Raw genomic sequence first — 23,974 nt, 5'->3', positions numbered from 1 at the left:
CCCCGCATCCGTCTCGGCGCTGCGCGCCGATCCACCTTCTCCCACAACAAGGGGAGAAGGGAAAGCTCTCCGACCCCGCATTGACCTTGCCCGCACTTCCGCTACCCTCTGCCACCGAAGCGGTCGCTCAAGAGCCGCGCCCTGGAGGAGACTGGGAGAGAGCGGCATGATCCTGACCCTGGCGCTGCTGGCGGGCCTTGTCTTTGCCTGGCTGCTGATTGCCGTGATCGAGCGGTTCCGGCTCGACCTGCGCTTCACCCAGGCGCTGCTCTATGTGCCGTTCAAGCTCGCCTACCGCATCGCCGACAATCGCATGCGCATCGCCCGCAGCGCCAAGACGCCGGTCATCTATGTCGTCTGGCACCAGTCGCGCATCGAGCCGGCGCTGATGCTGTCGCTGCTTCCCGACGACACGCTGCATATCCTGGACGAGGCTTCGGCGCGCTCGCCCTGGCTGGAGCCGTGGCGCGAGCTTGCGCGTACCATCGCCTTCAACGCCGAGCATATCTTCGTCAGCCGCCGGCTGGTGCGCGTGCTGAAGGGCAAGGGGCGGCTCGCCGTCTACCTGCCGGACAATGTCGAGCCGGACGTCAAATCGTTCCGGCTGTTTCGCGCCATCACCCGCATCGCCATGCAGGCCGATGCACGCATCGTGCCGATCTTCGTTGCCGGCACGCGTGACCTGCCGGTGTCGCTGACGCCGAAGGAAAAAGCGCCGCGCCACTGGTTCCCGCGGCTTTCGATGAGTGTGCTGGAGCCAATGACCATCGCCGAGCTGGTGGCGCGCAACCCCGACATGGCATCCAACACCAACGCGCTGTTCGACCGGTTCGCCGAGGCACGGCTTTACGGCACCAATCTCGATCGCGGGCTCTTCCTCGCCATGCGCGACGCCGCCGACCGCATCGGCCCTTCGCGCCCGATCATCGAGGATGTGATTTCCGGTTCGCTCAGCTGCCGCAAGCTGTTCATCGGCGCGCGCGTGCTGGGCCGCCATTTCGAGGCGGTGACCGCGCCCGGCGAAGCAGTCGGCGTGCTGCTGCCCAATGCCAATGGCGTGGTGCTTACCTTCGTCGGCGTGATCTCCGCGGCCCGCGTGGCGGCGATGATCAACTACACCGCCGGCCCGGCGAGCGTGACCGCGGCGGTCCGCACCGCTGTGATCCGCACCGTGATCTCGTCCCGCGCGTTCATCGAAAAGGCCGGCATCGACGACATCGTCGCAGCGGTCGAGGCGGGTGGCGCCAAGATGCTGTGGCTGGAAGATGTGCGCGCCAATGTGACGACCCTGGACAAGGTTGCCGCCGCGCTTCTGTGGCGTTTGCCACTGCAGCGGCAGCAAGCCTCGAAGCCCGCTGTCATCCTGTTCACCTCCGGCTCGGAAGGCACGCCGAAGGCGGTGGTGCTGTCGAACCGCAACCTGCTTGCCAATGTCATGCAGGCCGAGGCGCGCGTCTCCGTCTCGCCGGCCGACATCCTGCTCAACGTGCTGCCGGTGTTCCATTCCTTCGGATTGACCGGCGGCACCATCCTGCCGCTGGTGCTGGGCGTAAAGCTGTTCCTTTACCCCTCGCCGCTGCACTACAAGATCATCCCAGAGATCGCCCGCAAGGTGAAGCCGACCGTGATGTTCGGCACCGACACTTTTCTGGCCAACTACGCCCGCACCGCCAAGGACGGGGACTTCTCCAGCCTGCGCTTTGTCGTGGCTGGCGCCGAAGCGGTGAAGCCCGAGACCCGGCGCACCTATCGCGACCGTTTCCAAGCCTCGATCGTGGAAGGCTTCGGGCTGACCGAGGCCGCGCCCGTGGTGGCGGTGAACACCGCCATCCACAGCCGCGACGGCACAGTCGGGCGGCCGCTGCCGGCGATCCGCATGAAGCTGGAGCCGGTCGAAGGCATCGCCGAGGGCGGCCGGCTGTGGCTCGACGGACCGAACATGATGATGGGCTATATGACCGCCGATCGTCCCGGCGAATTGCAGCGGCTGGAAAGCTGGCACGATACCGGCGATATCGTCTCGGTCGACCGCGAGGGCTTCATCACCATACGCGGGCGGGCCAAGCGCTTCGCCAAGATCGCCGGCGAGATGGTGTCGCTGGGCGCCGTCGAGATGCTGGTGCAGTCGCTATGGCCGGAAGAGCGCCACGCGGCGGTGGCAGTGCCCGACAAGAGGCGCGGCGAGCGCATCGTGCTGGTCACCACCGCTGACGAAGCCAATGCCGAGGAGCTGCGCCAGTTCGGCAAGAAGGCTGGCGCGGCCGAGCTGATGGTGCCCAACGACATCATCAAGGTGGAAGAGATCCCGGTGCTGGGCTCGGGCAAGACGGATTACATCTCGGCAAGAAAGCTGGCGATCGACCGGCTGGGGCTGAGTGCGGCGGCCTAGGGCGCAGCGCTACCCGATATCCGACGGCGGCACCTTCTCGCCTTCGCGCATGGCCCGCTTGGAATAGGCGCGCACCGACAACGGCAGGAAAAGCAGGTACCCAGCGACGGAAGCCGTCAGCGTGTACCAGGGATAGGTCATCAGCAAGAGGATGTAGAGCACGACGCCGAGGATGACCGGCAGCACCCTGTCGCCCGGCACCTTGACGCTCTTGCCCGAGTAGACCGGCAGGCGGCTGACCAGAAGGAAGGCGACCAGCACGGTGAAGCCGGTGGCGACGAAGGCGGCCGGCCGGCTGGGCTCCAGACCGAGCCGCAGGAAATAAAGATAGAGCGGCAGCATGACCAGCACAGCACCCGCCGGGGCCGGCACGCCGACGAAATATTCGGTCTGCCAGGCCGGCTGCTCGGCGTCGTCGGCCAGAACGTTGAAGCGGGCCAGCCGCATGCCGCAGGCGATGGTGAAGAGAAGTGCGGCGATCCAGCCTGGCGAGCCGGCGCGGTCGAGCAGGAAAGCATAGAGCACCAGGGCCGGCGCCACGCCGAAATTGACGATATCGGCCAGCGAATCCATCTGGGCGCCGAATTTCGAGGTCGCCTTCAGCATGCGCGCCAGTCGCCCATCGATGCCGTCGAGGAAGGCGGCAAGCAACACCATGACCACAGCGATCTCGAAGCGGTTCTCGAAGGCGAAGCGGATGCCGGATAGGCCGGCGCAGATGGCAAGCACGGTGACCAGGTTGGGCAGCACCATGCGCATCGGGATCTCGCGGATGCGCGGACCGCCGCTGGCATGGGCTTCGAATTTCTTGAACGGCGCGCCCAACGCTCAGGAAACCCTGACCAAAGGCATGACCGCGGTGCCGCCGAATTCGGCAAGCACGGTCTCGCCGCCAACCGCCGTCTGGCCGACCGCGACGCGCGGCACGGCGCCCGACGGCAGGAAGACGTCGACGCGCGAGCCGAAGCGGATCAGGCCGAAACGCTCGCCGATCGCGATCGTGCCGCCGGCCTCGGCCCAGCAGACGATGCGGCGCGCCACAAGGCCGGCGATCTGCACGGCGGCAATCGTGCCGTTCGGGCTGTCGATGACCAGGCCGTTGCGCTCGTTCTCCGCGCTTGCCTTGTCGAGCTCGGCATTGAGGAATTTGCCGGGCTTGTGCTCGATGCGCGTGATCCGGCCGCGAACCGGAGCGCGGTTGATGTGGCACGAAAACACATTCATGAACACCGAGATCCGGGTCATCTCGCCGGAGCCCAGCCCAAGCTCGCTCGGCGGCACGGCGGGGCCGACCGCCGAGACCACGCCATCGGCCGGGCTCACCACCAGCCGGTCGTCGACCGGGGTGACGCGCTCGGGGTCGCGGTAGAAATAGATGCACCATGCGGTCAGGATCAGTCCGATCCAGAACAGGATCGAGGAGAAATAGCCGAGGAACAGCGTCGCCGCGGCGAAGGCGGCGATGAAGGGGTAGCCTTCGCGATGGATCGGAACGAACGTATTCTTGACCGAGTCGAGAAGCGTCATAGGGCTTGGGGCGGTCCCTGTTTCAGGTTGCGCCTCAATAGCGGAAAGCCCCCCTCCCCGCAACGCAACAATGGGGGAGGCAGCAACGCCGGCGTGCAAGCCTAAATTTTGCTCCGGGTGTCGGAACTCGGCTCCGTCGCGCGTCCTTGGCGAGTGGACACCCAAGGAGCCCGCCAATGCCTTCGCCGAAACCGTCTGCAATGAGTGCCAAGGTCGTCACACAAGGCCTAGCCTTCGGCGAGTCGCCGCGCTGGCATGACGGCCGGCTCTGGCTTTGCAACTGGGGCACCGGCGAGATCGTCGCGGTGAACGACAATGGCCGGTGCGAGGTGATGCTTATCGTGCCGGCCGTCCTGCCCTATTCGATCGACTGGTTGCCGGATGGCCGGCTTCTGGTGGTCTCGGGGCGGGAAGGCCTGCTGCTCCGGCAGGAAGCAAGCGGGACGCTCGTCACCCATGCCGATCTGAGGCATCTGTCGAAGAACCCCTGGAACGAAATCGTCGTCGATGGGCGCGGCAACATCTATGTCAATGGCGGCGGGCCGGCACCGGCGCCGGGCGAGCATTTCGGACCGGGCACCATTGTGCTGCTCAGGCCGGACGGCGGCGTGCGGCAGGTCGCCGAGGATATCGCCTTCGCCAACGGCATGGCGGTGACGCCGGACAACAATACACTGGTCGTCGCCGAATCCCACGCGAACCGATTGACCGCCTTCGATATCGCCGAAGATGGGGGCCTTTCCAACCGTCGCGTTTGGGCCGATCTCCGGAACGACTATCCCGACGGGATCTGCATCGATGCCGAAGGCTGTGTCTGGTATGCCGACGTGCCGAACCGCCACTGTGTGAGGGTCCGCAAAGGCGGCGAGAAAATCGACAGGGTTGAGGTCGATCGCGGCTGCTTTGCCTGCATGCTGGGCGGCTCCGACGGCAGGACGTTGTTCATCGCCGCCGCCGAATGGCGTGGGTTCGAAAACATGGTGAGCGACGCCCGCACCGGCCAGGTGCTGAGCGCCGCTGTTTCGGTGCCCGGAGCCGGGTGGCCTTCCTATAGTTCGGGCACGCGCCGATAGTTGGCTATGTCGGCCTTGACGCCGAGGCGGGCGATCGTTTCCTGCGCGCTGAAGGCGATGCGCTCGTGCGCTGCCTTGACGATCGGCACCACCTTGTCGACCGCGGCCTGGCTTTCCCATTCGACCATGGTGACAAGGTTGAACTCGCCGGGGCCGGAGAATTGCTCGAGCAGGAAGTCCTGCACAAAACCCTCCTGCTGGCGCAGCAATTCATGCGTCATCCTGGCCTTGCTGAGGATTTCGTCGCGCGCTTGCGCCGGCACGACGAATTTGTCGACGCGGAAGACGCTGCCGGTGCGTTGATTGTTGGTGCTCATTTCGATCTGTCTCCACTCTTGTACGAGTTGCTTCGCAGGGGCTCAGAGACGGTTTGCAAGCTCAAGATAGGTTGAGGTCAAGGGGATTTTGCGCCTTTCCCTTCTCCCCTTGTGGGAGAAGGTGGATCGGCGCGAAGCGCCGAGACGGATGAGGGGTGCTGGAAGGAATGAGGCGAGAAAAGAATAGATGCTTCAAGCGCTTAGTCTTGTCGTGCGGCGATCCTTCCAACACCCCTCATCCGACCTCGCTTCGCGAGGCCACCTTCTCCCACAGGGGGAGAAGGGGAACAGGCGCTAGCTCACCTCCGACGTCCTTCTCCTCACAATCACCCCAAGCTCGTCGCCCTCGCGCGCGATGCGCAGGCGCTCTTCGGCTTCGGTTGCCTCGCGCTGGCGGTCCCACATCGAGGCGTAGAGGCCGTGCTTGGCAAGCAGCGCCGCATGGGTGCCGCGCTCGGCGATCTGGCCGTCCTTCAGCACGATGATCTCGTCGGCCGAAATCACCGTGGACAGCCGGTGGGCAATCACGATCGTGGTGCGGCCCTTGCTGACCAGGTCGAGGGCTGCCTGGATCTCCTGCTCGGTCTGGGTGTCCAGCGCTGAGGTCGCCTCGTCCAGCATCAGGATCGGCGGCGCCTTGAGGATAGTGCGGGCGATCGCCACGCGCTGCTTCTCGCCGCCCGACAATTTCAGCCCGCGCTCGCCGACCATCGACTTGTAACCCTCGGGCAGCTTCTGGATGAACGGGCCGATCTGGGCGAGCTCGGCCGCTTTGCGCACCTCCTCCTCGCCGGCGCCGACACGACCGTAGCGGATGTTGTAGGCGATGGTGTCGTTGAACAGCACGGTGTCCTGCGGCACCATGCCGAGCACCGCCCGCAGGCTCTCCTGCGTGACGTCGCGGATGTCCTGGCCGTCGATCAGCACCTGGCCGCCCTGAACGTCGTAGAAACGGAACAGCAGCCGGGAGATGGTCGACTTGCCGGCGCCGGACGGGCCGACGATGGCCACGGTCTTGCCGGCCGGCACCTCGAAGGAGACGCCTTTCAGGATCTTGCGGCTGGGATCATAGGAGAAATGGACGTCGCGGAATTCGACCTTGCCGGGCCCGACCTTCAAAGGCCTGGCATCCGGCTTGTCGACGATCTCCTGGGGCACGTCGAGCAGGTCGAACATATGCTCGATATCGGTCAACCCCTGCCTTATTTCGCGGTAGATGAAGCCGATGAAATTGAGCGGCACCGAAAGCTGGATCAGCATGGCGTTGATGAAGACGAAATCGCCAACCGTCTGCCTGCCGGCCTGCACCTCCAGCGCCGACATGCACATGACGATGACCGTGCCGAGGCCGAAGATGAGGCCCTGGCCGAAATTCAGCCAGCCGAGCGATGTCCAGGTTTTCGTCGCGGCGAGCTCGTAGCGTGCCATCGAGCGGTCGAAGCGCTCGGCCTCCATGCGCTCATTGGTGAAATATTTGACCGTCTCGAAGTTGAGCAGCGAGTCGATCGCCTTGGTGTTGGCGTCGGTGTCGCTGTCGTTCATGTCGCGGCGGATCGAGATGCGCCAGTCGCTCGCCTTGACGGTGAACCAGACATAGAGGCTGACGGTGACGGCGACCACCGCGACGTATTTCCAGCCATAGGTGAAGGCAAATATGCCGGCCGTGAGCGCGAATTCGAGGATGGTCGGCGCCGTGTTCAGCATAATGAAGCGCACGATGGTCTCGATGCCCTTGGTGCCGCGCTCGATGATGCGCGACAGGCCGCCGGTGCGGCGCTCGAGATGGAAGCGCAGCGACAGCTGATGCATGTGGACGAAGGTGCGGAAGGCGAGCTGGCGCACCGCATACTGGCCGACACGGGCGAACAGCGCGTCGCGCAGCTGGTTGAAGCCGAGCTGGATCAGGCGCAGCACGTTATAGGCGATGACCAGCGCCACCGGCGCCAGCAGGAAGGATGGCAGCGGCGGCGGTGTCTTCGAGCCATGGGCCAGCGCATCGGTCGCCCATTTGAAGAAATAGGGGCCGGCGACCAATGTGACCTTGGCGACGACCAGAAGCAGCGTCGCCCAGGTGACGCGGGCTCTGAGATCGGCGCGGTCGGCCGGCCACATATAGGGCCACAGATTGCGCAAAGTGGTGAGGGTGCCGGCTTCGGCGGATACGGTCTTTTCGGCCACTAGTCTTGCCTTATGGGTGAGAGGCTGGGGCAGCAGGAGTTGACGAGCTGGGTGAGCGAAGCGGAGACGCCCGCGAGGGCGTCGTGGTCGACCGCGTAGCGCGAGCGCTGGCGGTCGGTCTCGAAGCGGACGAGTCCGGCCTCGACCAGGATCTTCAGATGCTGCGAAACGGTCGACTGTGCGAGATCGAGGTGATCGACCACCTCACGGCAGGAGCAGCAGCGGCTGGCCGAGAGATGTTTCAGGATCTCGATGCGCGCCGGATGCGACAGCGCCGCCAGCCGCGCGGCAATGGCACGGCTTTCGGTGCAGCGGGTCTCGGGGGATTCGGACATCGTTCATCGGCGATAGACGATGAACGGTGAGAGGGCAAGCTAGGCGCATGGGTAGCAGCGTAATCTCCCCTTGTGGGGGAGATCAGCTAATCGCCTACTCCGTCTTCGCCGGCGCGGCTGTCATCTGCTCGCCCATGGCCTTCATGTCGGCGGCCTCGCCTTCCTTCGAAGTCGAGGGCACCTTGAACACCTGGCCTGGCCAGATGCGATCGGGATCGCGGATCTGGTCCTTGTTGGCCAGATAGATCGTCGAGAAGCGCGTGCCATGGCCGTAGACGCGGCGCGAGATGCGCCAGAGCGTGTCGTTGCGGCGGATGATGACGGAGCTGTCGGCATGTTCGAGCTTTGGCGCGACCGTTTCGGGCACGTCGGTCGAGGGCGTCGCCTCGGCAACCTTGGCAGCGCCCCCGGCGGCCGGGGCGGGCTTGGCCGCTTCGGCCGTTGCTGTGTCGGTCGTGATTTCGGCGGTCTTGGTCTCGGCCGGCTTGGCCTCGGCCGGCTTTGTCTTGCTTGGGGCGACGGCGGCGACCGACGCGCCGGCCTCGCGCTCGAACGGGACGGCAGCGCGGGCGACGACCTTGACGCCGTCATTGTCCAGGCCGTCGACATGGATAGTGTAGCTGCCGACCGGAATGTCGCGCGTCGCTTCGATCAGGAAATGCCCGTCGGCCGAAGTCTTGGCGTCGCCGAGCAGGATGGCGTCGGCATAGGCGCGCACCTTGCGGCCGGGATCGGCCGTGCCGGCGACGAAGATCTTGCTGCCGTCGATTTCGACCGCTTCGACCGCGATCTTGGGCTCCGCCGCGGCGGCCGCAGCCGGCGCGGTCGCCTGGTCTGTGGCGGCCGGCGCGGTCGCGGCCGGCGCCGAGGCCGTGCCCGATGCCGCCGGTGCGGTCGGTGCCTGGGTCGCAGGCGCCGCTGCCTGATCGGTCGCGGCCGGCGCCGCCGGCTTGCTCTCGGTCTCAGGAACGGTGATCAGTTGCGAGGCCTTGCCTGGCTCCTCGACCATGGCCAGCACCTGGCCGGTCGGGCTCTGCGGCACCGACACGACGGCGGTCTGGACCGAGGCAACGGCAATGCCGCCAACCGTCTGGCGCAGCGTGATCGTATAGTCGCCGGGCTTCAGCGGATCGTCGAGCACGACGGCGAAGGCGCCGTCGGGTCCGGACTCGGTCGAGCCGAGCACCGTGCCGCCATTCAAGATCTCGACCTTCGCGTTGGGCGCGGCGTTGCCGGCGACGACGATCGAGCCATTGCCCTCGACGCGCACGACATCGAAGGTCGGCAGTGTCGGGCCGGCGGCGGGCGCCTGGGCGGCCGGCGCCATGGCGTTGTTGGCCGGCGCCATCTTATTGGCGGGCGCCATGGTGTTGGCTGGCGCCATCGTGTTCGCCGGAGCCATTGTGTTTGAAGGAGCCTGGGGCACGCGCGCCTCTGTGCCGGTGCTCGAGGATTCAGCCGGTTTCGCATCGGTCGGCGGCAGCGTCGCGACCTGCGCCGGCTTCTGGTCGTTGATGTAAGGATCGAGCGCGCCCGAGCCGTAGGCGACCGCCGCGACGGCGACAACGCCGCCCGCCGCGAACAAAAACGCCTTAGAAGGATTGATCGCCATAATTCCGTATTGCCCCCTTAGCCACCTAACGCCCGGTCTAGCGTGTTTTCCCGAGTCCGACAAGAAAAAGCCCGTCCGCGGGCTTGACCCGGCCGACCGTCCCCATCACCAATCATCGCCATGAACACGATTCGATCCGTCTGCGTCTATTGCGGCTCGTCTCCGGGCCGCGACGAGGCCTATATCAAGGCCGGCCACACACTTGGCCGCTCGCTTGCCAAATCCGGGTTGCGCCTCATCTATGGCGGCGGCACCAAGGGCATCATGGGCGCTGTCGCCGACGGCGCGCTCAAGGCCGGCGGCAAGGTCACCGGCATCATCCCGCGCTTCCTGATCAACAAGGAGGCGACCGAGACCGCGCTCGACAAGCTCGACGAACTCTTGATCACCGACAACATGCACGAACGCAAGCACAGCATGTTCGAAAAATCCGACGCCTTTGTGGCGCTGCCGGGCGGCATCGGCACGGTCGAGGAGATCGTCGAGATCATGACCTGGGCGCAGCTCGGCCACCACCGCAAGCCGATCGTCTTCGCCAACGTCAAAGGTTTCTGGGACCCGATGCTGACGCTGATCGAGCATATGTCCGAGGAAGGCTTCATCCACACCGCGCATAAGGTGAAGCCGCTGGTGGTTGACGACCCGGAAGCGATCGTCGCCGCCATCATGGTGGCGGGCTCGTCGGTCGACGCGCCGACTGAAGGGGTGCAGTCGGTGATCGACAAGATGTAAGGGCGCGCTTAGCGGCGCTCGACGCCCTTTGCAGCCAAGATGTCGTCAACGGCCATCGACGTCAGAAATCCTGATAGCTGCTTGGCGGCTTCTGCACGCGTTGGATCGGTACTGAGGCCAATGGCGAATTCAACGTAACTTTCGAGTTCCGCCGGAAACAGACCGACAAGCGTGACCTCGGGAGCGGCGGCGAGAATCGAAGTCACGGGAATGACCCCCAACTCAGCTTCCCCACGGCCTACGGCCGCTGCTGTCTGCCCTCCCGATATGGCAACCAGCTTGGGCTTCACCTCATCTGCTATTCCCAAGCGTTCCAGCAAATCGGAGAAGTAGCCACCGCTGGTCCCTTCGCTGGCGTAGGCGACTGATCTGGCGCTCTTCAACGCATGTTCGAATGTTTCCACGGACCCAATGTCGGGCTGTCGACTGCCTGCCTTGGCCGCCACCCCCATTGCTACCCGTCCGAACGCCGCCTGGCTTCCGGCCTTGACCTTTCCCGAGACGACCAGACCCTGGATCAGGTTCGGATTGGTGATGACAAGGTCAAAAGGTTCCCCAGCCTCAATCTGCTTTTTTACTGTCGGATTGAGCTCCCACTTGGCCGCTACTGTGAATCCTGTGGCCTTTTCGAACTGGGATATGAGTGCAACCACGGCGGGACGAACCGCAATAGCACCAAAAAGTCGGACAGCGTTATTCATGGCCTAACCCGAAATCGGCCGAACGGCCTCCCTTATAATACCTAGCTAAGCCCGGACTCCATGCTCCGCGTCTGGTCAAATCGACTCGCTGAATCGCGCCAAAATCATGTCCGGAATGCACCTTTCCGCCCCATTGGAGCATGCCTGGAATTGACGTGCCGTTGCCCTACTGTCCTACGGTTCGTCTCAAATCGGCAATCGCCGCCCTCCAATCATTGCGCCGCCAGGCAAGGTGGATCTCAACGCTGCGTTTGAACCAGGGCAGGTCCCGGAAGATGATGCCGGAAGGCGCGGTCGAGCGCAGGCTTTCCTGTACCGTCGCCAAGCCCAGCCCGGCGCTGACAAGGCCAAGCGAGGTCAAGGGATCGGCGGTCTCATAGGCGATATCGGGCATGAAACCGGATTCGGCGCAGGCCGCCAGGAACTGCGCGCGGTTGGTGTCGCCAGGCTGGCGCACGACTGTGATCCAGACGCGGCCGTCGAGATGGCCGGGCGCGATGTCGGCGACAGCGGCGAGCGGATCGCCTTCCGGTATTGCAAGCGCCAGCGGCTCGCGCCGCACCAATATGCTCTCGATATCCGGATCGCCTTGCGGCGCCGGCGCATAGACGAAACCGAGGTCGAGGACGCGCTGCCTCAGATCTTCGAATTGCGCAGCCGTCCGCCGGCTGCGCAACTGCAGATGAAAATCCGGCCGCGCGCGGCGGAAATCCCGCAGCATGTCCGCGATCAGCCCCGCATGCACCGCGCCTTCGACATAGCCGATGGCGAGGCTGCCTGTGGTGCCGCTGGCAAGGTTGCGGCCGAGCTCTTCCAGCCGCGCAGCATTGGCAAGCAACGCTCGGGCTTCGGCAAGAAAGGCCCTGCCCTCGGCATTGAGATGGACGCGCTGCTTCGCCCGCTCGAACAGGGCGACGCCGAGCTGCTCCTCGAGCTGGATGATCTGCCGGCTCAGGGGCGATTGCGAGATGTGCAACTGCTCGGCGGCGCGGCCGACATTGCCGGCCTCGGCAACGGCGACGAAATATCTGATCTGGCGCAGGTCGAGCATTCTTTCGCCTCTAAGTCCTCAAAGGTCTTAACTTCATCATAATCAGTCTTTGACAGTCTGACCAGCGGGCGCGATATCTCCCGGCATCAACCAGCCATGAAAGGAGACCGCCATGCAGTTCTTTGCCCTTCTCACCCGCAACACTCAGAAGTTCGGTGACGCCGACTTCGCGCCGCTGCTGCCGCCCGAATCCGAACAGCGCAAGACGCTCTACGTCCAAGGCGCCGTGCGCCAGATCTGGAACCGCGGCGACGTTCCCGGCAGCGGCATGATGTTCGAGGCGGCAGACGAAAAGGAGGTGCGCGGCCACCTTGCCACGCTGCCGCTGATCGAGGCAGGCATGATGGACATCGCGGCCATCGTGCCGCTCAACCCCTATCCCGGTTTCGGGCCGAAGCGGTAAAGCAGCTGCGGCGGCCCACCTGTCAGCCTACCCGCGACCGAAAAGACGACTGAAAAGCCCGGGGCGCGCGCCGCTGTAGCGCTCGGGCAGAGGGCGGGTGAGCAGGAACTGTTCGTGGCCTTCGACGGTCTCGGTACCGCGATAGCTGCATTGCAGCGACCTTGCCAGCGGAACGATTTCCTTCGGCACGGAGCCGGAACCCTCGCCGTCGATCGGCACGTCCTTCGCCATCCTTAGCTCACGCGAGACTATCTCCAGACTCAAGAAGCGGTAGCCGCGCTTTTCAAGTTCGGCGCGCAGCTTCGCCAGAGAAGGCTCGGCGCCCCAGAACTCGAAGCGTGTCGGCCGGATGCGGGCATCCGCGGCGATTTCCAGCCGGAGGTCGCCTATCGCCTCGGCGGGAAGGATGAGCGGCGCCAGCGCGGCAAGCGAATGCTGTTCCAGCGTGAGCGGAAAGGCCAGCGCCTCAGCGGTCTTGCCAGCTATCCGTTCGAAACCGGCAATGTCTTCGGTCGTAAAATAGAAATCGCGGCCGCCCTCGCCATGCTGTTCGGCGATATAACAGGCTGGGCAGTTTGCAATAGCCAGATCCTGGCAAAGCTTTTCGAGGAAAGCGTAGTTTCGCTGCGATCCCTCGGGCGTCAGCAGAGCGTCTCGCGCCGGCAACTCGTCTGCGCGTGGCGCGAGCTTCAGGCGCAGGATCGGCAGCGAGGCGGCGGCCCGCAGCAGCGCCATGTTCACCCGCGTATGGATGAAGAGCTCGCCGCCATCGGGGCGGTAGCGTACCAGGGCGCGATGCGGTTCGGCCTCGCGGATGACCTCTTCCGTCTCATCGTTCGAGACCTGTTCGCCGGTGACCGGAAATTGAAGCAAAGTCATGCGATTGCCCCAAATCGCGTTGATCGAGCCATCCTGCCAGTTTGTTGCGACCTAGCCTAGATGCCTCACGGCCAGGCGTCCTGCATCGCATTCAGAGACAGCCACGCCATCGCGGGAAGCGCGACGAGCAGCGCCAGCCGCATCCCCGCGGATCGCGCTTGGTCCGGCTCGTGGCGCTGAAACCGGCGCCAGATCTGGAATGCCGCGGCGAGAATGAGCAGCGCATAGAAGCCGGCGAGCACCCAAAGGGCTGTCTGGCCGGATATCGCAATGCCGTTTTCCTCGAGCACCTTGCCGATCAGCATCACCGGCCCGGCAACGAAGAAGGCAATGGCAATGCCGAACAGGAAGCCGATCATGGCGCCCAGGAACGATGTGGCCGACATTGCCACAAGCACCGCCATCAGGATGAGCAGAGTGATGAACGCGCGCTGGCTCATGGCCGCACTCCCCGATCGAATGCCCCGCAATCTATCAGTCTGGCCTTAATTGCGCGTAACAGTTGGAATCCTTGCCAGCGCAGTCGGACGGGCCTCCCTTGCCGGCAACGGAACCGTCGCTATTGTCGGCGGCTATCCGAAACAGAGGCGAAAACTTCCATGAAACTTGGCTTTGTCGGCACGGGCGCGTTGAGCTCGGCCATTGTCGCCGGGCTGAAATCGCTGCCGGGGGAGACGACGCCGGTGGTGGTCTCGCCGCGCAACGAGGCGATAGCCGCCGAGCTTGCCGCGCGTTATCCGGACGTGCGCATCGCTACCGACAACCAGGCCGTGCTCGACGACTGCGACACCGTGATGCTGGCGGTGCGGCCGCAGATCGCGCGCGAGGTGCTGAAGGAACTGCGGTTCCGGCCGGACCATCACGTCGTCAGCCTGATCGCCACCGTGTCGCGCGAGGAGATCGCCGCGCTTGTCGCGCCAGCAGCACAGGTGACGAAAGCCCTGCCCATGCCGATGATCGCCCGGCTGCAGGGCGCGACGATCATCTGCCCGCCGGACCCGATGGCGGCGGCGTTCTTCGGCAGGCTGGGCGGGGTGATCGAGGTCGAGGACCAAAGCGAGTTCGATGCGCTGAGCGTCGTCACCGCGACCTATGCCAGCTATTTCAAATATCTCGACACGATCCACGCCTGGGTGCGCAGCCAGGGTGTTTCGGGCGGCAGGGCACGCGACTACATCACCAGCATCTTCAAGGCGCTGGCCAATGCGCCGGATACGGCGCCGGACGAAGATTTCATGCATCTTGCGCAGGACTATGCGACGCGCGGCGGCATCAACGAGCAGGTGCTGCGCGAGCTGACCGAACGCGGAACATTCGATGCCTTGGCGGACAGCCTGGAGCGGGTGCATCGGCGCATTGCGGGGAAGTAGCAGGAGGACCCAAGCGGCGATTGCCGATCACTCAGCCGGCAGCATCCGCGGCGACGGCCTCGGCGCGCTGAGCCGGTCGCCAAGCCCGACCGCTCGAACAACGCCAACTCTGCCGCGGCTTGTCATCGCGCATGCGCTTCTCCACGATTGCGGCACACGGCTGCCAAGAACCGCTAGGATCATGAGATGAGTGACACTATCCCCGCCATCGACATCGCGCCGCTGTTCGGCCCGACTTCGCCCGCACGCGACGAGGCCGACCGCCAGATCTTCACTGCTGCCTCCGGCATCGGCTTCATGACCGCGCGCGGCTTTCCGGGCGCGGAGCTTCTGACGCGCGAGCGGCGCGGCGAGCTCCTGAAGATCTTCGATTTGCCCGATGCGGAAAAGCGGAAGCTGCTGCGCTGGAATTTCGACCCGTCGAAATCGAACTATTATCGCGGCTGGTTCCCGCTGCAGCCGACCGCGGTGTCCTACAAGGAAGGCATCGACATGGGGCCGGACATCGCCCATGCCGACGCCGGGTTCGCGCCCGACGATCCGCTGCTCGAGCGCACGCCGCTTCCCGCCGAGGCCGATGTTCCAGGATGGAAGGCGGCCGCCGCGCATTACTACCGCTCGATGGAGAAGGTCGGCGCGGCACTGATGGGCTCGATCGCGCGCAGCCTCGGGCTTGAGGACGGTATTTTCGACGGCCATTTCCGGGGCGGCATCTCGACGCTCAGGCTGATCCGCTATCCGCTGCGCAGCGAGGACGGCGCGGTCGACCTGTCGAAGCCTGAATATTGGGTCATGCACAAGGGCGAGCGGCGGCTGGTCATCGGCCGTGAGCATGCCGATTCCGGCTTCGTGACACTTTTAGCGCAGGACGGCGTCGAAGGCCTGCAGGCCAGGAGCCATGCCGGCGAATGGATCGACGTGCCGCCCGCCGACGGCTCGCTGGCGGTGAATTTCGGCCAGCTGCTGGAACGCTGGACGGGCGGCGTGGTGCAGGCGACGCGCCACCGGGTGATCGCGCCGAAGACGGCGCGTTACTCCATTCCCTTCTTCTATGAGCCGCGCGTCGACGCCGAGATCGCGCCGCTGCCGATCAAAGGCGCCAGCGACTTCGCGCCGTTCCTCTATGGCGATTACCTGTGGGAGTCGGCGACCAACTTCGTCGAGATGGCCGGCGTCAAGACTTTGCGCAAGCCAAGGCGGCCGGCCGCCGCCTGAATGCCAATGCCTGCCGAGAGCGCGGCAGAAGCTCGATGATGAAATGGCGCGGGGTGGCACTGGCGCGCAACCAGCCCAGCACCGAAGGGTCGAGGAAATTCCAGTCCTTCAGCGGGCGGATGCGCGACCCGCGCCGGGGGCGGGTGAGCAGCAGGCCCTTGGCCGACAGGATCTTCACCGCTTCGCGCGCGGCCCTTCGGCTGGCGCCGAAGCGGGCGCAGATCTCTTCCTCGCCAAGCAGCGTCGCGCCGGACGAAAACAGCCCGCCGAGTATCTCGCGGCCGAGGCTGTTGGGTATGTCATCCGTCACCGATGAGGTCTGGTTGCCCGCCATTTGTCCCGGCCCGTTCGAGTCTGCCGCCGAGTGTTGCACGTGCGGGATCGACCGCACCGACTAATTGCCAGGGCGGCACAGCCCGCTTGTTAGTCCGATTTATCAGATGAATCGGTTGAATGGAGCTGGGCTTTGCTGCTAGCTGTGCGAGGAAGAATCCCGGCACCCCTGCTCAGCAACACTTTGCCGCTCGCCGAGGCCCGCAAGGTCAAACTGGCCAGCGACAAATCGCAATCGATGAAGGTGCAAATTGCGTTCGACTGATTATCTCGGCCGTCTCTTCGGCCTTGAAGGCCGGCATGCCGTCGTCACCGGCGCCAGCCGCGGGCTGGGCCTCGCTTTCGCGGAGGCGTTGGCTGCCGCGGGCGCACGCGTCACCATCGGCGGCCGCAAGGCCGACGAGTTGAAGGCCGCCGGCGACCGTTTGCGCGCCGAGGGCTACACGGTAGCGGAGTCATTGGTCGACGTGACCGACACGCAGTCGGTCGACGCGGCAATCGCGGCTTCGGAAGCCGGCACCGCGCCGATCGACATCCTGGTCAACAATGCCGGCATCCAGCGCCGCGCGCCGCTCGAGACCTTTTCCGACGCCGACTGGGACGCGCTGATGGCGACCAATCTCGACGGCGTGTTCAAGGTGAGCCGGGCGACGGTCAAAGGGATGATTGCGCGCGGCAAGGGCGTGATCATCAACGTGTCGTCGGTGCAGAGCGCGCTCGCCCGACCCTCGATCGCGCCTTACGCGGCGAGCAAGGGCGCCATCACCATGCTGACCAAGTCGATGGCCGGCGAATGGGGCCAGCACGGCGTGCGCGTCAACGCGATCGCGCCCGGCTATTTCAAGACCGAGCTCAACGCAGCATTGGTCGCCGACGAGAAATTCTCGACTTGGCTGACCGGCCGCACCCCGATGCGGCGCTGGGGCGATGTCGAAGAGTTGGCGGGCGCGGCGGTGTTCCTGGCCTCGGATGCGGCGAGTTTTGTCACAGGGCAGACGCTGCTGGTGGATGGCGGGATCACGAGCGTGTTGTAGAGGCCGCCCTCACATCACGCGGACCCGCGCCTCAAGCCAGCGGGCTCGTCTCCCCCACTGACAGATGCTGCTCGACGGGCGGATCAATCTCGGTGTCCTTCGCGAACCCGGCCAGCACCCTGTCCATCGACAGCCTGCCGGAACCGGCGAGCGCCAGGATGAACATGCCGTCGGCGATTGCCAGGTCCTTCTCGAAATGCAGCAATTCGTTCTGGCTGGCGAAGTTGGTGTGGAAGAGGCCGGCCGTCATCAGGCAGAACAGGCCAAGCCCGATCGCGCCCAACCGCGCCAGGATGCCTAATGCCACCGACAGGCCGGCGCCAAGCTGCAACGCGATGGTGGCGAGAAGCAGCGGCGTGCCGACACCGAGCGCGGCCATCGCCTTCTCAGCGCCCTCGAAATGGGTCGCCAGCTGCAGACCCTCATGCACGAAGATCAGCGACAGCAGCAGCCGGCCGGCAAGCAGGACGACGTCGCTGGCGTGAAGTCTTTCGGCAAGTTCGATCGGTGTCATGGTCTCCTCCAGTCTTTGGAAACAGGCAGTTTGGAAAATGGGCGGTCGCCCGCGCCCACACAGGTGCGCTTGAGATTGAAAGGTCGGAGCCGGCGCGAGGGAGAGAAACGCCGGCTCCGGTTTTCGGGCGCTACCGCCGTGGCGCCCAAAAGGTGGCGAGCGCTTGCGAGCCGCCTATTTCGTCACCTTGGTGTCGATCGCCTGCTTGAGGTCGGCAAGCTCCTCGCAGCCGGCAGGGCAGAGCTTTTGCAGCGAGGCGAGCTGCTCGTTGGCCTTGGCCATGTCGCCGGTCTCGACATAGAGCTCGCCCAAATATTCATGCGCGGCCTTGTGGTCTGGCTGAAGCTCCAGCGCCTTGGTGTAGTAGGTGAGCGAGGTCTGGTAGTCGCCGGTCTTGCGCAGCGTGAAGCCGAGCAGGTTGTAGACGTCGGCCTGTTGCGTGTCCTGCGCAAGGTCGCGCAGGTCGGCCAGCGCGCTTTGATAGTCCTTGGCCTCGATCTTGGCTTTTACCGCCGTCAGGTCCGGCGCGTCGGCGCCTTCGATGTCGTCCACGGCATAGGCCGGAACGGCGATGGCGATCGGGGCCGCGGTCAATACCGCAATGGCGCCAAGCACCGCGAAAAGTGCGTGTTTCATTGGAGTTGTCGCTTTCTGTTCAGGATCGGATTCAGATCAGATCTGGGTTGGGGTGAAGGCGTAGGCATTGCCGTCCTTGACGAAACTGCCTGTGCCGGGGAACGGAAAGTGCGAGCCGCAGATGCGGACATTGTCGGCGATCACCTGGTCGATAATCCGGTGGCGCGTGGCGATCGCCATCGGCCCATCCTGGTCGTAGGCGCCCTGCCATTCGGGATGCGGGGCGAGCAGCGCCGGCACATACATGGTGTCGGCCGAGACGAGGAACTGCTCGGATCCGGCATCGACATGGTAGACGGAATGGCCGGGCGTGTGGCCGGGCGCCGCCATGATGCGGATGCCGGGCACCACTTCAGCGCCGTCGTCGACCAGCTTCCAGTTCTTCCATTTCGGGAAGTTCTCGGCGATGCGCTTGCCCGCGGGCTTGCGGCCCTCGGGCAGCTTGGCCAGCCGGCTCGGATCGGTCCACCAATTATACTCGGTGGCGTTGACGATCAGCTCCGCATTCGGGAACACCGGATCGTTGGTGCCCTTTTCCATCAGGCCCCAGACATGGTCCGGATGGAAATGCGAGATCAGAACAGTGTCGATCGCCTTGTAGTCGATGCCGGCCGCCTTCATGTTGGCCGGCAGATGCGTGGCGTTGGCCTGCCACTGCCCGACGCCGGAGCCGGCGTCCATCATGATGGTGCGGCCGTTCATCTTGAGCACCACGACGGTGAGCGGGATCGGCATGAACTCCGTGGTCAGCCCCGCCTTGGCGAGTGCCGCCTTGGTGTCGTCGACCGACACGTCCTTGATGAAGGCCGGGTCGTGCGGCTTGCGCCAGATGCCGTCATAGACCGCGGTGACTTCGAGCGAGCCGACCTTGTATTTGTAGAAGCCGACCAGCGGCTCGACCGGGGTTTCGGCGTGAGCCGCGGGCGCGAATTCCAGCTTGCCGGCAATGCCGAAGGCGGCAGCGGCGGCGGCGGACCCCAGCACCATGCGACGTGTCATGTTGAACATCGGAAATCTCCTCTAATGGCTGCGGGTTGTTTCAGGTTTCAGGCGGTATGGAGAATGGCGGCGGGCCCGGTGCTGCCCTCCGCCCAGACTGCGGAAACCGGCGCCGGCCGGTCCGACTGAAGACCGACCGGCGCCGAGGAGATCAGGACTTCTGGTTTCCGACCCGGCGAGGCGTGCCTTTCCCGCCGCGATCAGAACCCGTCGCCCCGAGCTCCGGAGCGAGGACCTTTCGGTCCCGCCTGGGATCAGAACCTGCGGTTCTGACTCCTGAGCGAGGACCTTCCGGTCCCGCCGGCTCAGTGACCCCAAATGCCCTGGCCGGGCTCTTCCGCAGCAATCCTGGCCGCCGGCTTCATGGCGTGGCGGGCCATTTCGGGCCTCGCGATGGAGCCGGTGGTGGTGGTGTCGACGACGGCAGCCTGCTGGCCGCCATTCGTCCAGGAGAAGTGGTCGCTGCCGGCAAAGGCGCTGCCGGTGGCAACCAGGATGGCGACTGCGGCAACGGCGGTTCTGTTCATTTGCGTATTCCTTCCGGGTTGGTTGATGCGTGCCTTGGGAGGATGGCCTCGCTACAGCCAAGACCCGGAAGGCCCGGGCTTTATTCCCCGGGGGGCGGAAAGATTTTTTGGAGGCAACGGAAGATCGCGATTTTTGCGCGATGAACGGCCCAGTTAGCCGGCGTTAATCATGGCTTGAGTTTGTTGGCTCAAGGCAAGCCTCCAGGCCGCGAATGGCGCAACTTGAGGCGGGCATGGAAGTTCTAATTTAAGCACTTTCCTTTAACTCCGATCGATGGCGCGTCGTCCTCCGATCGACGGAGCGTCGTCCAGGAAAGCTATTCGGGTTGAATTGACCGCGACAAATTTCAACATCGGCCGTATCAGGCAGGCCGTCTTGTCTTCCGCCAACGTGCCGGCGGCGATTGCCTTCGTCGTGCTCATGATCTGCGCGATCTTCGTCGACCAGCAGAACAAAACGGTTTCCGATCAACTCACGCGCGCCGACGTCCTCTACAAAGTCAACATCATCCGCGCCAAGCTGGAAGGAAACATCAACGGCAATCTCCAGCTGGTTCAGGGCCTCGTCTCGGCCATCGTCACCGAGCCCTATATGGGGCAGCAGAGATTTGCCTCCCTGGCTGCCAATCTCTTCAAGCAGAAATCGCAGCTGCGCAACATTGGCGGCGCGCCCGATCTCGTCATTTCGCTGATGTATCCGATGGAGGGCAACGAGAAGGCGATCGGGCTCGACTACCGCAAGAACGAGGCGCAACGCCTGGCGGCGCTTAGGGCCCGCGACCAGCGCATATCGGTGCTTGCCGGTCCCGTCGATCTCACGCAGGGCGGGCGCGCCTTCATCGGCCGCATCCCTGTCTTCGTGCCGACAGCGGGGGGCGGCGATCGCTTCTGGGGCCTTGTCTCGGCGGCCATCGACATCGATCGGCTCTACGCCGCAAGCGGCCTCACCGACCCCGGTCTCGACATAGATGTGGCGCTTACCGGAAAGGATGCGCTTGGCGGTGACGGCCAGCGCTTCTTCGGCGGCGCCGACATCGTCAAGAACAATCCGGTGACGGCAGAAGTGCAGCTGCCCTTCGGTTCCTGGCAGATATCGGCAATCCCCAAGGGCGGTTGGCCGACCGTGCCGAAGAACGAGCGGGTCTTGCAGGCGCTCATGGCGCTCGCCGCTGTGCTGGTGGTGCTGCCCATCCTGGTGGCCGGACGGCTGTTCGGCGAAAGGCAGAAGAACTATGCCGAATTGAGGCGCCTGTCCGGGAGGCTGGAACTGGCTCTGGAGGCTTCGGGCATCGGCGTGTGGGAGCAAGACCTCGTCACCGACGAGCTGCTGTGGGATGATCGCGTCAATGATATCTACAGCAAGCCCGCCGACGGGAAGCCGCGCGGCTATGACGACTGGGCACTGGCGATCCACCCCGAGGATATCGCGCGGGCGCAGCGCGAGTTCGACCTTGCCGTGGCCGCAAAAGGTCCCTACTCCTCGCAGTATCGTCTGCTTCGCCCGGACGGCACCGTCCGCCATGTGCGCGCGCGTGCAAGCTACTTCCAGGACAGCGACGGCACGCCGAAGATGATCGGGGCCGAATGGGACGTGACCAGCGACGTTCTGCTCAACGAGAATCTGGTGCGTGAACGGCAATTGTCCGAATCGAAGAATGCCGAACTCAAGACCGCCAAGGCCCGCATCGAGCATGTGGCGCTGCACGATTCGCTAACAGGCTTGCCCAACCGCCGTTACCTCGACGAGATGCTGGCCAGTTCGCCCGAGGATCGCACTGCGCTGCTGCATCTCGACCTCGACCGCTTCAAGCACATTAACGACACGCTCGGCCATGCGGCGGGCGACGCCATGCTCATGCATGCCTCGAAGGTCATCAAAGCCAACGTCCGGGCAGGCGACTTCGTGGCGCGCATCGGCGGCGACGAGTTCGTCGTGGTGTGCCAGGGGCGCGATGACGACGAACTCGCCGCGCTAGCGGATCGTATCATCGATAAAATGCGCCAGCCCATCGACTATAACGGCCACCAATGCCGGTTCGGGGTCAGCATCGGGATTGCGGCGCTTAGCGGCGTCGATGCAAAGCAGCTGCTGGTCAACGCCGATCTCGCGCTCTATCGAGCCAAGAGCCGCGGTCGCAATCGTTATGAGTTCTTCAACGAAGAGCTGCAGAGCGAGATCGTCAGGACCAAGCAGACCGCGGACGAGATCCTGGGCGGGCTGGAGCGCAACGAATTCATCGCCTACTACCAACCACAGTTCGATGCCAAGACCCTCGAGATCGTCGGCGTCGAGGCGCTGGCGCGCTGGCGCCACCCACGACGCGGCATCCTCGCCCCCGACATCTTCCTCAAAGTGGCCGAGGAATTGAATGTGGTCTCGCTGATCGACCGCACGATCCTCGAACAAACGCTGGAGAATTTCCAGCGCTGGTCGCGCGACGGTCTCAACATCCCGCGCTTTTCCGTCAACGTCTCGGCACGAAGGCTGGAGGACAAAGACCTGATCAACGGCCTGCGCAAGCTGCCGATCAAGGAGGGAACCGTCTCATTCGAGCTCGTGGAATCGATTTTCCTGGACGAAAATGACGAGCTTGTCGCTTGGAACATCGAGCACATCAAGGAACTCGGGATCGACATCGAGATCGACGATTTCGGCACGGGCCATGCATCCGTCGTCAGCCTGCTCAAACTGCAACCGAGCCGTCTCAAGATCGACCGGCAGCTCGTCACGCCGATAACCGGCTCGGCGGCGCAGCGGCGGCTGGTGTCGTCAATCATCGAGATCGGCAAATCGCTCGGCATTGGCGTCGTGGCGGAAGGCGTCGAGACGATGGAACATGCGCGCATCCTGAAGGACCTCGGCTGCGACATCCTGCAAGGCTACGCATTCGGGCGCCCGATGGACGCAAAATCCTTCAGGACCTTCGCCATATCGCGCAAATGGCTGGCCACGGCATAGCGGACGATGCGAGCCGCCGTTGACAGCACCGCCGCCGGCCGCGCGGGTTGTCCAGCAACGATAGGACAGCCTTGTCGAGAGTGACAGCAGCTCTAGTCATCGAACTGTCACACCAGGCGGCAACCTCCATGGTAGGTTTGCCGTGGCCGCCCCCGCGACCCCGACCGCATCAAGAGCCGGCGAACCCGCCATGAACATCGCCCTCTCCGCCGAAGGGACCGACCTCTCGCCCTATTTGCCGGACGAGCACGGGCTGTTCTTCGTCTACCATTTCAAGGCCGACGGTAGCCGCACCAAGGATCCCGCCGAGGCGCATTGGAGCTGGCGCAGCTACCAGATCACAGACATGCGCGCCCGCCAGGAGATCGGCGCCGAGCAGGCCCTGCCGGCGCCGGTGCGCGATGCCTTCCTGTCACCCAGCCATGGCTGCCAGATCGATTTCGAAGACGACTTCCTCTATGGCGACCTGCCCGACCTCAGGCACGATTTCGCCGAGGCGCGCGGGCTCACGCATTTCCGCTTCGCCTTCAACGACAGGATGCTGATCGGCGCCCGCAAGCAGCCGCTGGAATCGGTCGACAAGATCCGCAAGCTGGTGGAGAGCGGCACGCGAAAATTCCGCACGCCGGCCGAGCTGATCGAGGCGGTGATGGGCCAGTCGCTCGACGGCATGGCGGCCGAGCTCGACAAGATGGGCGACAGGCTCGACGGCATCGAGGACCGCATCGTGTGCGATGCATGGCACAATGAGCGCCAGGCGCTGGTCGACGCGCGCCGGCAGCTGGTGCTGATCCACCGGCAGATGGCGACGCTCACCAGTCTCTTTCGCCATCTCGACCATTCGCATCGCAACGAACTGCCCGACCCCATCAACGACATGGCGACCAGGCTCTCGCACCGGGCGCACACGCTGCATCACGACGGCGAGCAGTTGCAGGCGCGCACGCGCCTGTTGCAGGACGAGCTGATGGCCAAGCTGACCGAGCAGTCGAACCAGTTGCTCTATATCCTCTCCGTCATGACGGCGGTGCTGTTGCCGATGACCATCATCTCCGGCCTGTTCGGCATGAATGTCGGCGGATTGCCGCTCGTCGGCACGCCGCTGGGATTCTGGGTGGTGACGGCGATCTCGGTCGTCATCGCCGGCATCATCTATATGTTCGTGCGACGGCTGGCGCGCGTGTAGCGCT

Annotated in this window: 24 protein-coding genes; 9 read left to right on the top strand and 15 right to left on the bottom strand. The window is 64.6% G+C overall.

All coding sequences use genetic code 11. The annotated features are described in order from the left end of the window. The first annotated feature begins 166 nt into the window (after positions 1-166). A complete protein-coding gene (locus LB535_RS17725) occupies positions 167-2,389 on the top strand; it encodes an AMP-binding protein (protein WP_224633122.1) in 2,223 nt (740 codons plus the stop codon). Positions 2,390-2,398: 9 nt separating this feature from the next. Here the strand turns inward: LB535_RS17725 and LB535_RS17720 are convergent, their stop codons facing one another. After that, positions 2,399-3,214, bottom strand: a complete 816-nt coding sequence (locus LB535_RS17720; RefSeq protein ID WP_095766986.1) for a CDP-alcohol phosphatidyltransferase family protein — start codon at positions 3,212-3,214, stop codon at positions 2,399-2,401. Positions 3,215-3,217: 3 nt separating this feature from the next. After that, positions 3,218-3,955 (bottom strand): phosphatidylserine decarboxylase, encoded by a 738-nt coding sequence (locus LB535_RS17715; RefSeq protein WP_318012317.1) that lies wholly within the window; start codon positions 3,953-3,955, stop codon positions 3,218-3,220. Between the two features lie 137 nt (positions 3,956-4,092). On the opposite strand from LB535_RS17715, the gene LB535_RS17710 reads away from it, so the two are divergent. Beyond that, positions 4,093-4,989, top strand: coding sequence for an SMP-30/gluconolactonase/LRE family protein (locus LB535_RS17710; protein ID WP_224633121.1), 897 nt, complete (start codon positions 4,093-4,095; stop codon positions 4,987-4,989). Here LB535_RS17710 and LB535_RS17705 read toward each other — a convergent pair. The 4 genes from LB535_RS17705 to LB535_RS17690 all read right to left on the bottom strand — a co-directional run bounded on the left by LB535_RS17705 (position 4,965) and on the right by LB535_RS17690 (position 9,431). Further along, positions 4,965-5,306 (bottom strand): antibiotic biosynthesis monooxygenase, encoded by a 342-nt coding sequence (locus LB535_RS17705; RefSeq protein WP_224633120.1) that lies wholly within the window; start codon positions 5,304-5,306, stop codon positions 4,965-4,967. The two genes, LB535_RS17710 and LB535_RS17705, sit on opposite strands and share 25 nt — an antisense overlap. 294 nt (positions 5,307-5,600) lie before the next feature. Further along, complete coding sequence (locus tag LB535_RS17700; protein WP_224627567.1) at positions 5,601-7,484, bottom strand: ABCB family ABC transporter ATP-binding protein/permease; 1,884 nt, start codon at positions 7,482-7,484, stop codon at positions 5,601-5,603. Next, on the bottom strand, positions 7,484-7,819 hold the full coding sequence (locus tag LB535_RS17695; protein ID WP_224525066.1) for an ArsR/SmtB family transcription factor: 336 nt from the start codon (positions 7,817-7,819) through the stop codon (positions 7,484-7,486). Before LB535_RS17695 ends, LB535_RS17700 begins: the two co-directional genes overlap by 1 nt. Before the next feature lie 94 nt (positions 7,820-7,913). After that, complete coding sequence (locus LB535_RS17690) at positions 7,914-9,431, bottom strand: LysM peptidoglycan-binding domain-containing protein (RefSeq protein WP_224633119.1); 1,518 nt, start codon at positions 9,429-9,431, stop codon at positions 7,914-7,916. A 120-nt stretch (positions 9,432-9,551) separates the two neighbouring features. On the opposite strand from LB535_RS17690, the gene LB535_RS17685 reads away from it, so the two are divergent. Next, a complete protein-coding gene (locus tag LB535_RS17685; protein WP_095766979.1) occupies positions 9,552-10,163 on the top strand; it encodes a TIGR00730 family Rossman fold protein in 612 nt (203 codons plus the stop codon). A gap of 8 nt (positions 10,164-10,171) precedes the next feature. Here the strand turns inward: LB535_RS17685 and modA are convergent, their stop codons facing one another. Both modA and LB535_RS17675 read right to left on the bottom strand, forming a co-directional pair. Continuing rightward, positions 10,172-10,864 (bottom strand): molybdate ABC transporter substrate-binding protein, encoded by a 693-nt coding sequence (gene modA, locus LB535_RS17680; RefSeq protein WP_224544102.1) that lies wholly within the window; start codon positions 10,862-10,864, stop codon positions 10,172-10,174. A gap of 166 nt (positions 10,865-11,030) precedes the next feature. Then, positions 11,031-11,915 carry a LysR family transcriptional regulator gene (locus tag LB535_RS17675; protein WP_224633118.1) on the bottom strand — a complete coding sequence of 295 codons (885 nt, stop codon included), beginning with the start codon at positions 11,913-11,915 and terminating at the stop codon, positions 11,031-11,033. A gap of 112 nt (positions 11,916-12,027) precedes the next feature. Here LB535_RS17675 and LB535_RS17670 point away from each other — a divergent pair, with 112 nt between their 5' ends. Further along, positions 12,028-12,318, top strand: a complete 291-nt coding sequence (locus LB535_RS17670; protein ID WP_095766977.1) for a muconolactone Delta-isomerase family protein — start codon at positions 12,028-12,030, stop codon at positions 12,316-12,318. A 27-nt stretch (positions 12,319-12,345) separates the two neighbouring features. On the opposite strand, the gene LB535_RS17665 is transcribed toward LB535_RS17670, so the two are convergent. Continuing rightward, complete coding sequence (locus LB535_RS17665) at positions 12,346-13,197, bottom strand: hypothetical protein (RefSeq protein WP_224633117.1); 852 nt, start codon at positions 13,195-13,197, stop codon at positions 12,346-12,348. 65 nt (positions 13,198-13,262) lie between these two features. Further along, positions 13,263-13,637, bottom strand: a complete 375-nt coding sequence (locus LB535_RS17660; RefSeq protein ID WP_224633116.1) for a hypothetical protein — start codon at positions 13,635-13,637, stop codon at positions 13,263-13,265. 159 nt (positions 13,638-13,796) lie between these two features. Here LB535_RS17660 and LB535_RS17655 point away from each other — a divergent pair, with 159 nt between their 5' ends. After that, positions 13,797-14,567, top strand: coding sequence for a pyrroline-5-carboxylate reductase (locus LB535_RS17655; RefSeq protein ID WP_224633115.1), 771 nt, complete (start codon positions 13,797-13,799; stop codon positions 14,565-14,567). A gap of 186 nt (positions 14,568-14,753) precedes the next feature. Then, on the top strand, positions 14,754-15,782 hold the full coding sequence (locus LB535_RS17650) for an isopenicillin N synthase family dioxygenase (protein WP_224633114.1): 1,029 nt from the start codon (positions 14,754-14,756) through the stop codon (positions 15,780-15,782). On the opposite strand, the gene LB535_RS17645 is transcribed toward LB535_RS17650, so the two are convergent. Then, positions 15,742-16,116, bottom strand: a complete 375-nt coding sequence (locus tag LB535_RS17645; protein ID WP_224627554.1) for a FadR/GntR family transcriptional regulator — start codon at positions 16,114-16,116, stop codon at positions 15,742-15,744. The genes LB535_RS17650 and LB535_RS17645 overlap by 41 nt on opposite strands. Before the next feature lie 250 nt (positions 16,117-16,366). Here LB535_RS17645 and LB535_RS17640 point away from each other — a divergent pair, with 250 nt between their 5' ends. Beyond that, the gene (locus LB535_RS17640) at positions 16,367-17,149 is read left to right on the top strand and encodes a glucose 1-dehydrogenase (RefSeq protein WP_224633113.1); all 783 of its coding nucleotides are present in this window, start codon (positions 16,367-16,369) and stop codon (positions 17,147-17,149) included. A gap of 31 nt (positions 17,150-17,180) precedes the next feature. Here LB535_RS17640 and LB535_RS17635 read toward each other — a convergent pair whose 3' ends face one another. From LB535_RS17635 to LB535_RS17620, 4 genes are all read right to left on the bottom strand, one after another. Beyond that, positions 17,181-17,663: a DoxX family protein gene (locus LB535_RS17635; RefSeq protein ID WP_224633112.1), complete on the bottom strand. Its 483-nt coding sequence runs from the start codon at positions 17,661-17,663 to the stop codon at positions 17,181-17,183. A 174-nt stretch (positions 17,664-17,837) separates the two neighbouring features. Next, the gene (locus LB535_RS17630) at positions 17,838-18,299 is read right to left on the bottom strand and encodes a tetratricopeptide repeat protein (protein WP_224633111.1); all 462 of its coding nucleotides are present in this window, start codon (positions 18,297-18,299) and stop codon (positions 17,838-17,840) included. Positions 18,300-18,335: 36 nt separating this feature from the next. Next, positions 18,336-19,307: an MBL fold metallo-hydrolase gene (locus LB535_RS17625; protein ID WP_224633110.1), complete on the bottom strand. Its 972-nt coding sequence runs from the start codon at positions 19,305-19,307 to the stop codon at positions 18,336-18,338. 296 nt (positions 19,308-19,603) lie between these two features. Further along, a complete protein-coding gene (locus tag LB535_RS17620; protein ID WP_224633109.1) occupies positions 19,604-19,825 on the bottom strand; it encodes a DUF680 domain-containing protein in 222 nt (73 codons plus the stop codon). 421 nt (positions 19,826-20,246) lie between these two features. On the opposite strand from LB535_RS17620, the gene LB535_RS17615 reads away from it, so the two are divergent. Together LB535_RS17615 and LB535_RS17610 are read left to right on the top strand one after the other, a co-directional pair. Further along, positions 20,247-22,784, top strand: coding sequence for an EAL domain-containing protein (locus LB535_RS17615; protein ID WP_224633269.1), 2,538 nt, complete (start codon positions 20,247-20,249; stop codon positions 22,782-22,784). A gap of 190 nt (positions 22,785-22,974) precedes the next feature. Further along, positions 22,975-23,970 carry a transporter gene (locus LB535_RS17610; protein ID WP_224633108.1) on the top strand — a complete coding sequence of 332 codons (996 nt, stop codon included), beginning with the start codon at positions 22,975-22,977 and terminating at the stop codon, positions 23,968-23,970. Positions 23,971-23,974 lie beyond the last annotated feature (4 nt).

This window comes from Mesorhizobium sp. CA10 (genome assembly GCF_020165285.1).
Classification (GTDB): Bacteria; Pseudomonadota; Alphaproteobacteria; order Rhizobiales; family Rhizobiaceae; genus Mesorhizobium.
The sequence above is the reverse complement of the archived record's forward strand: the minus strand, read 5'-3'. Positions and strand labels throughout refer to the sequence as shown.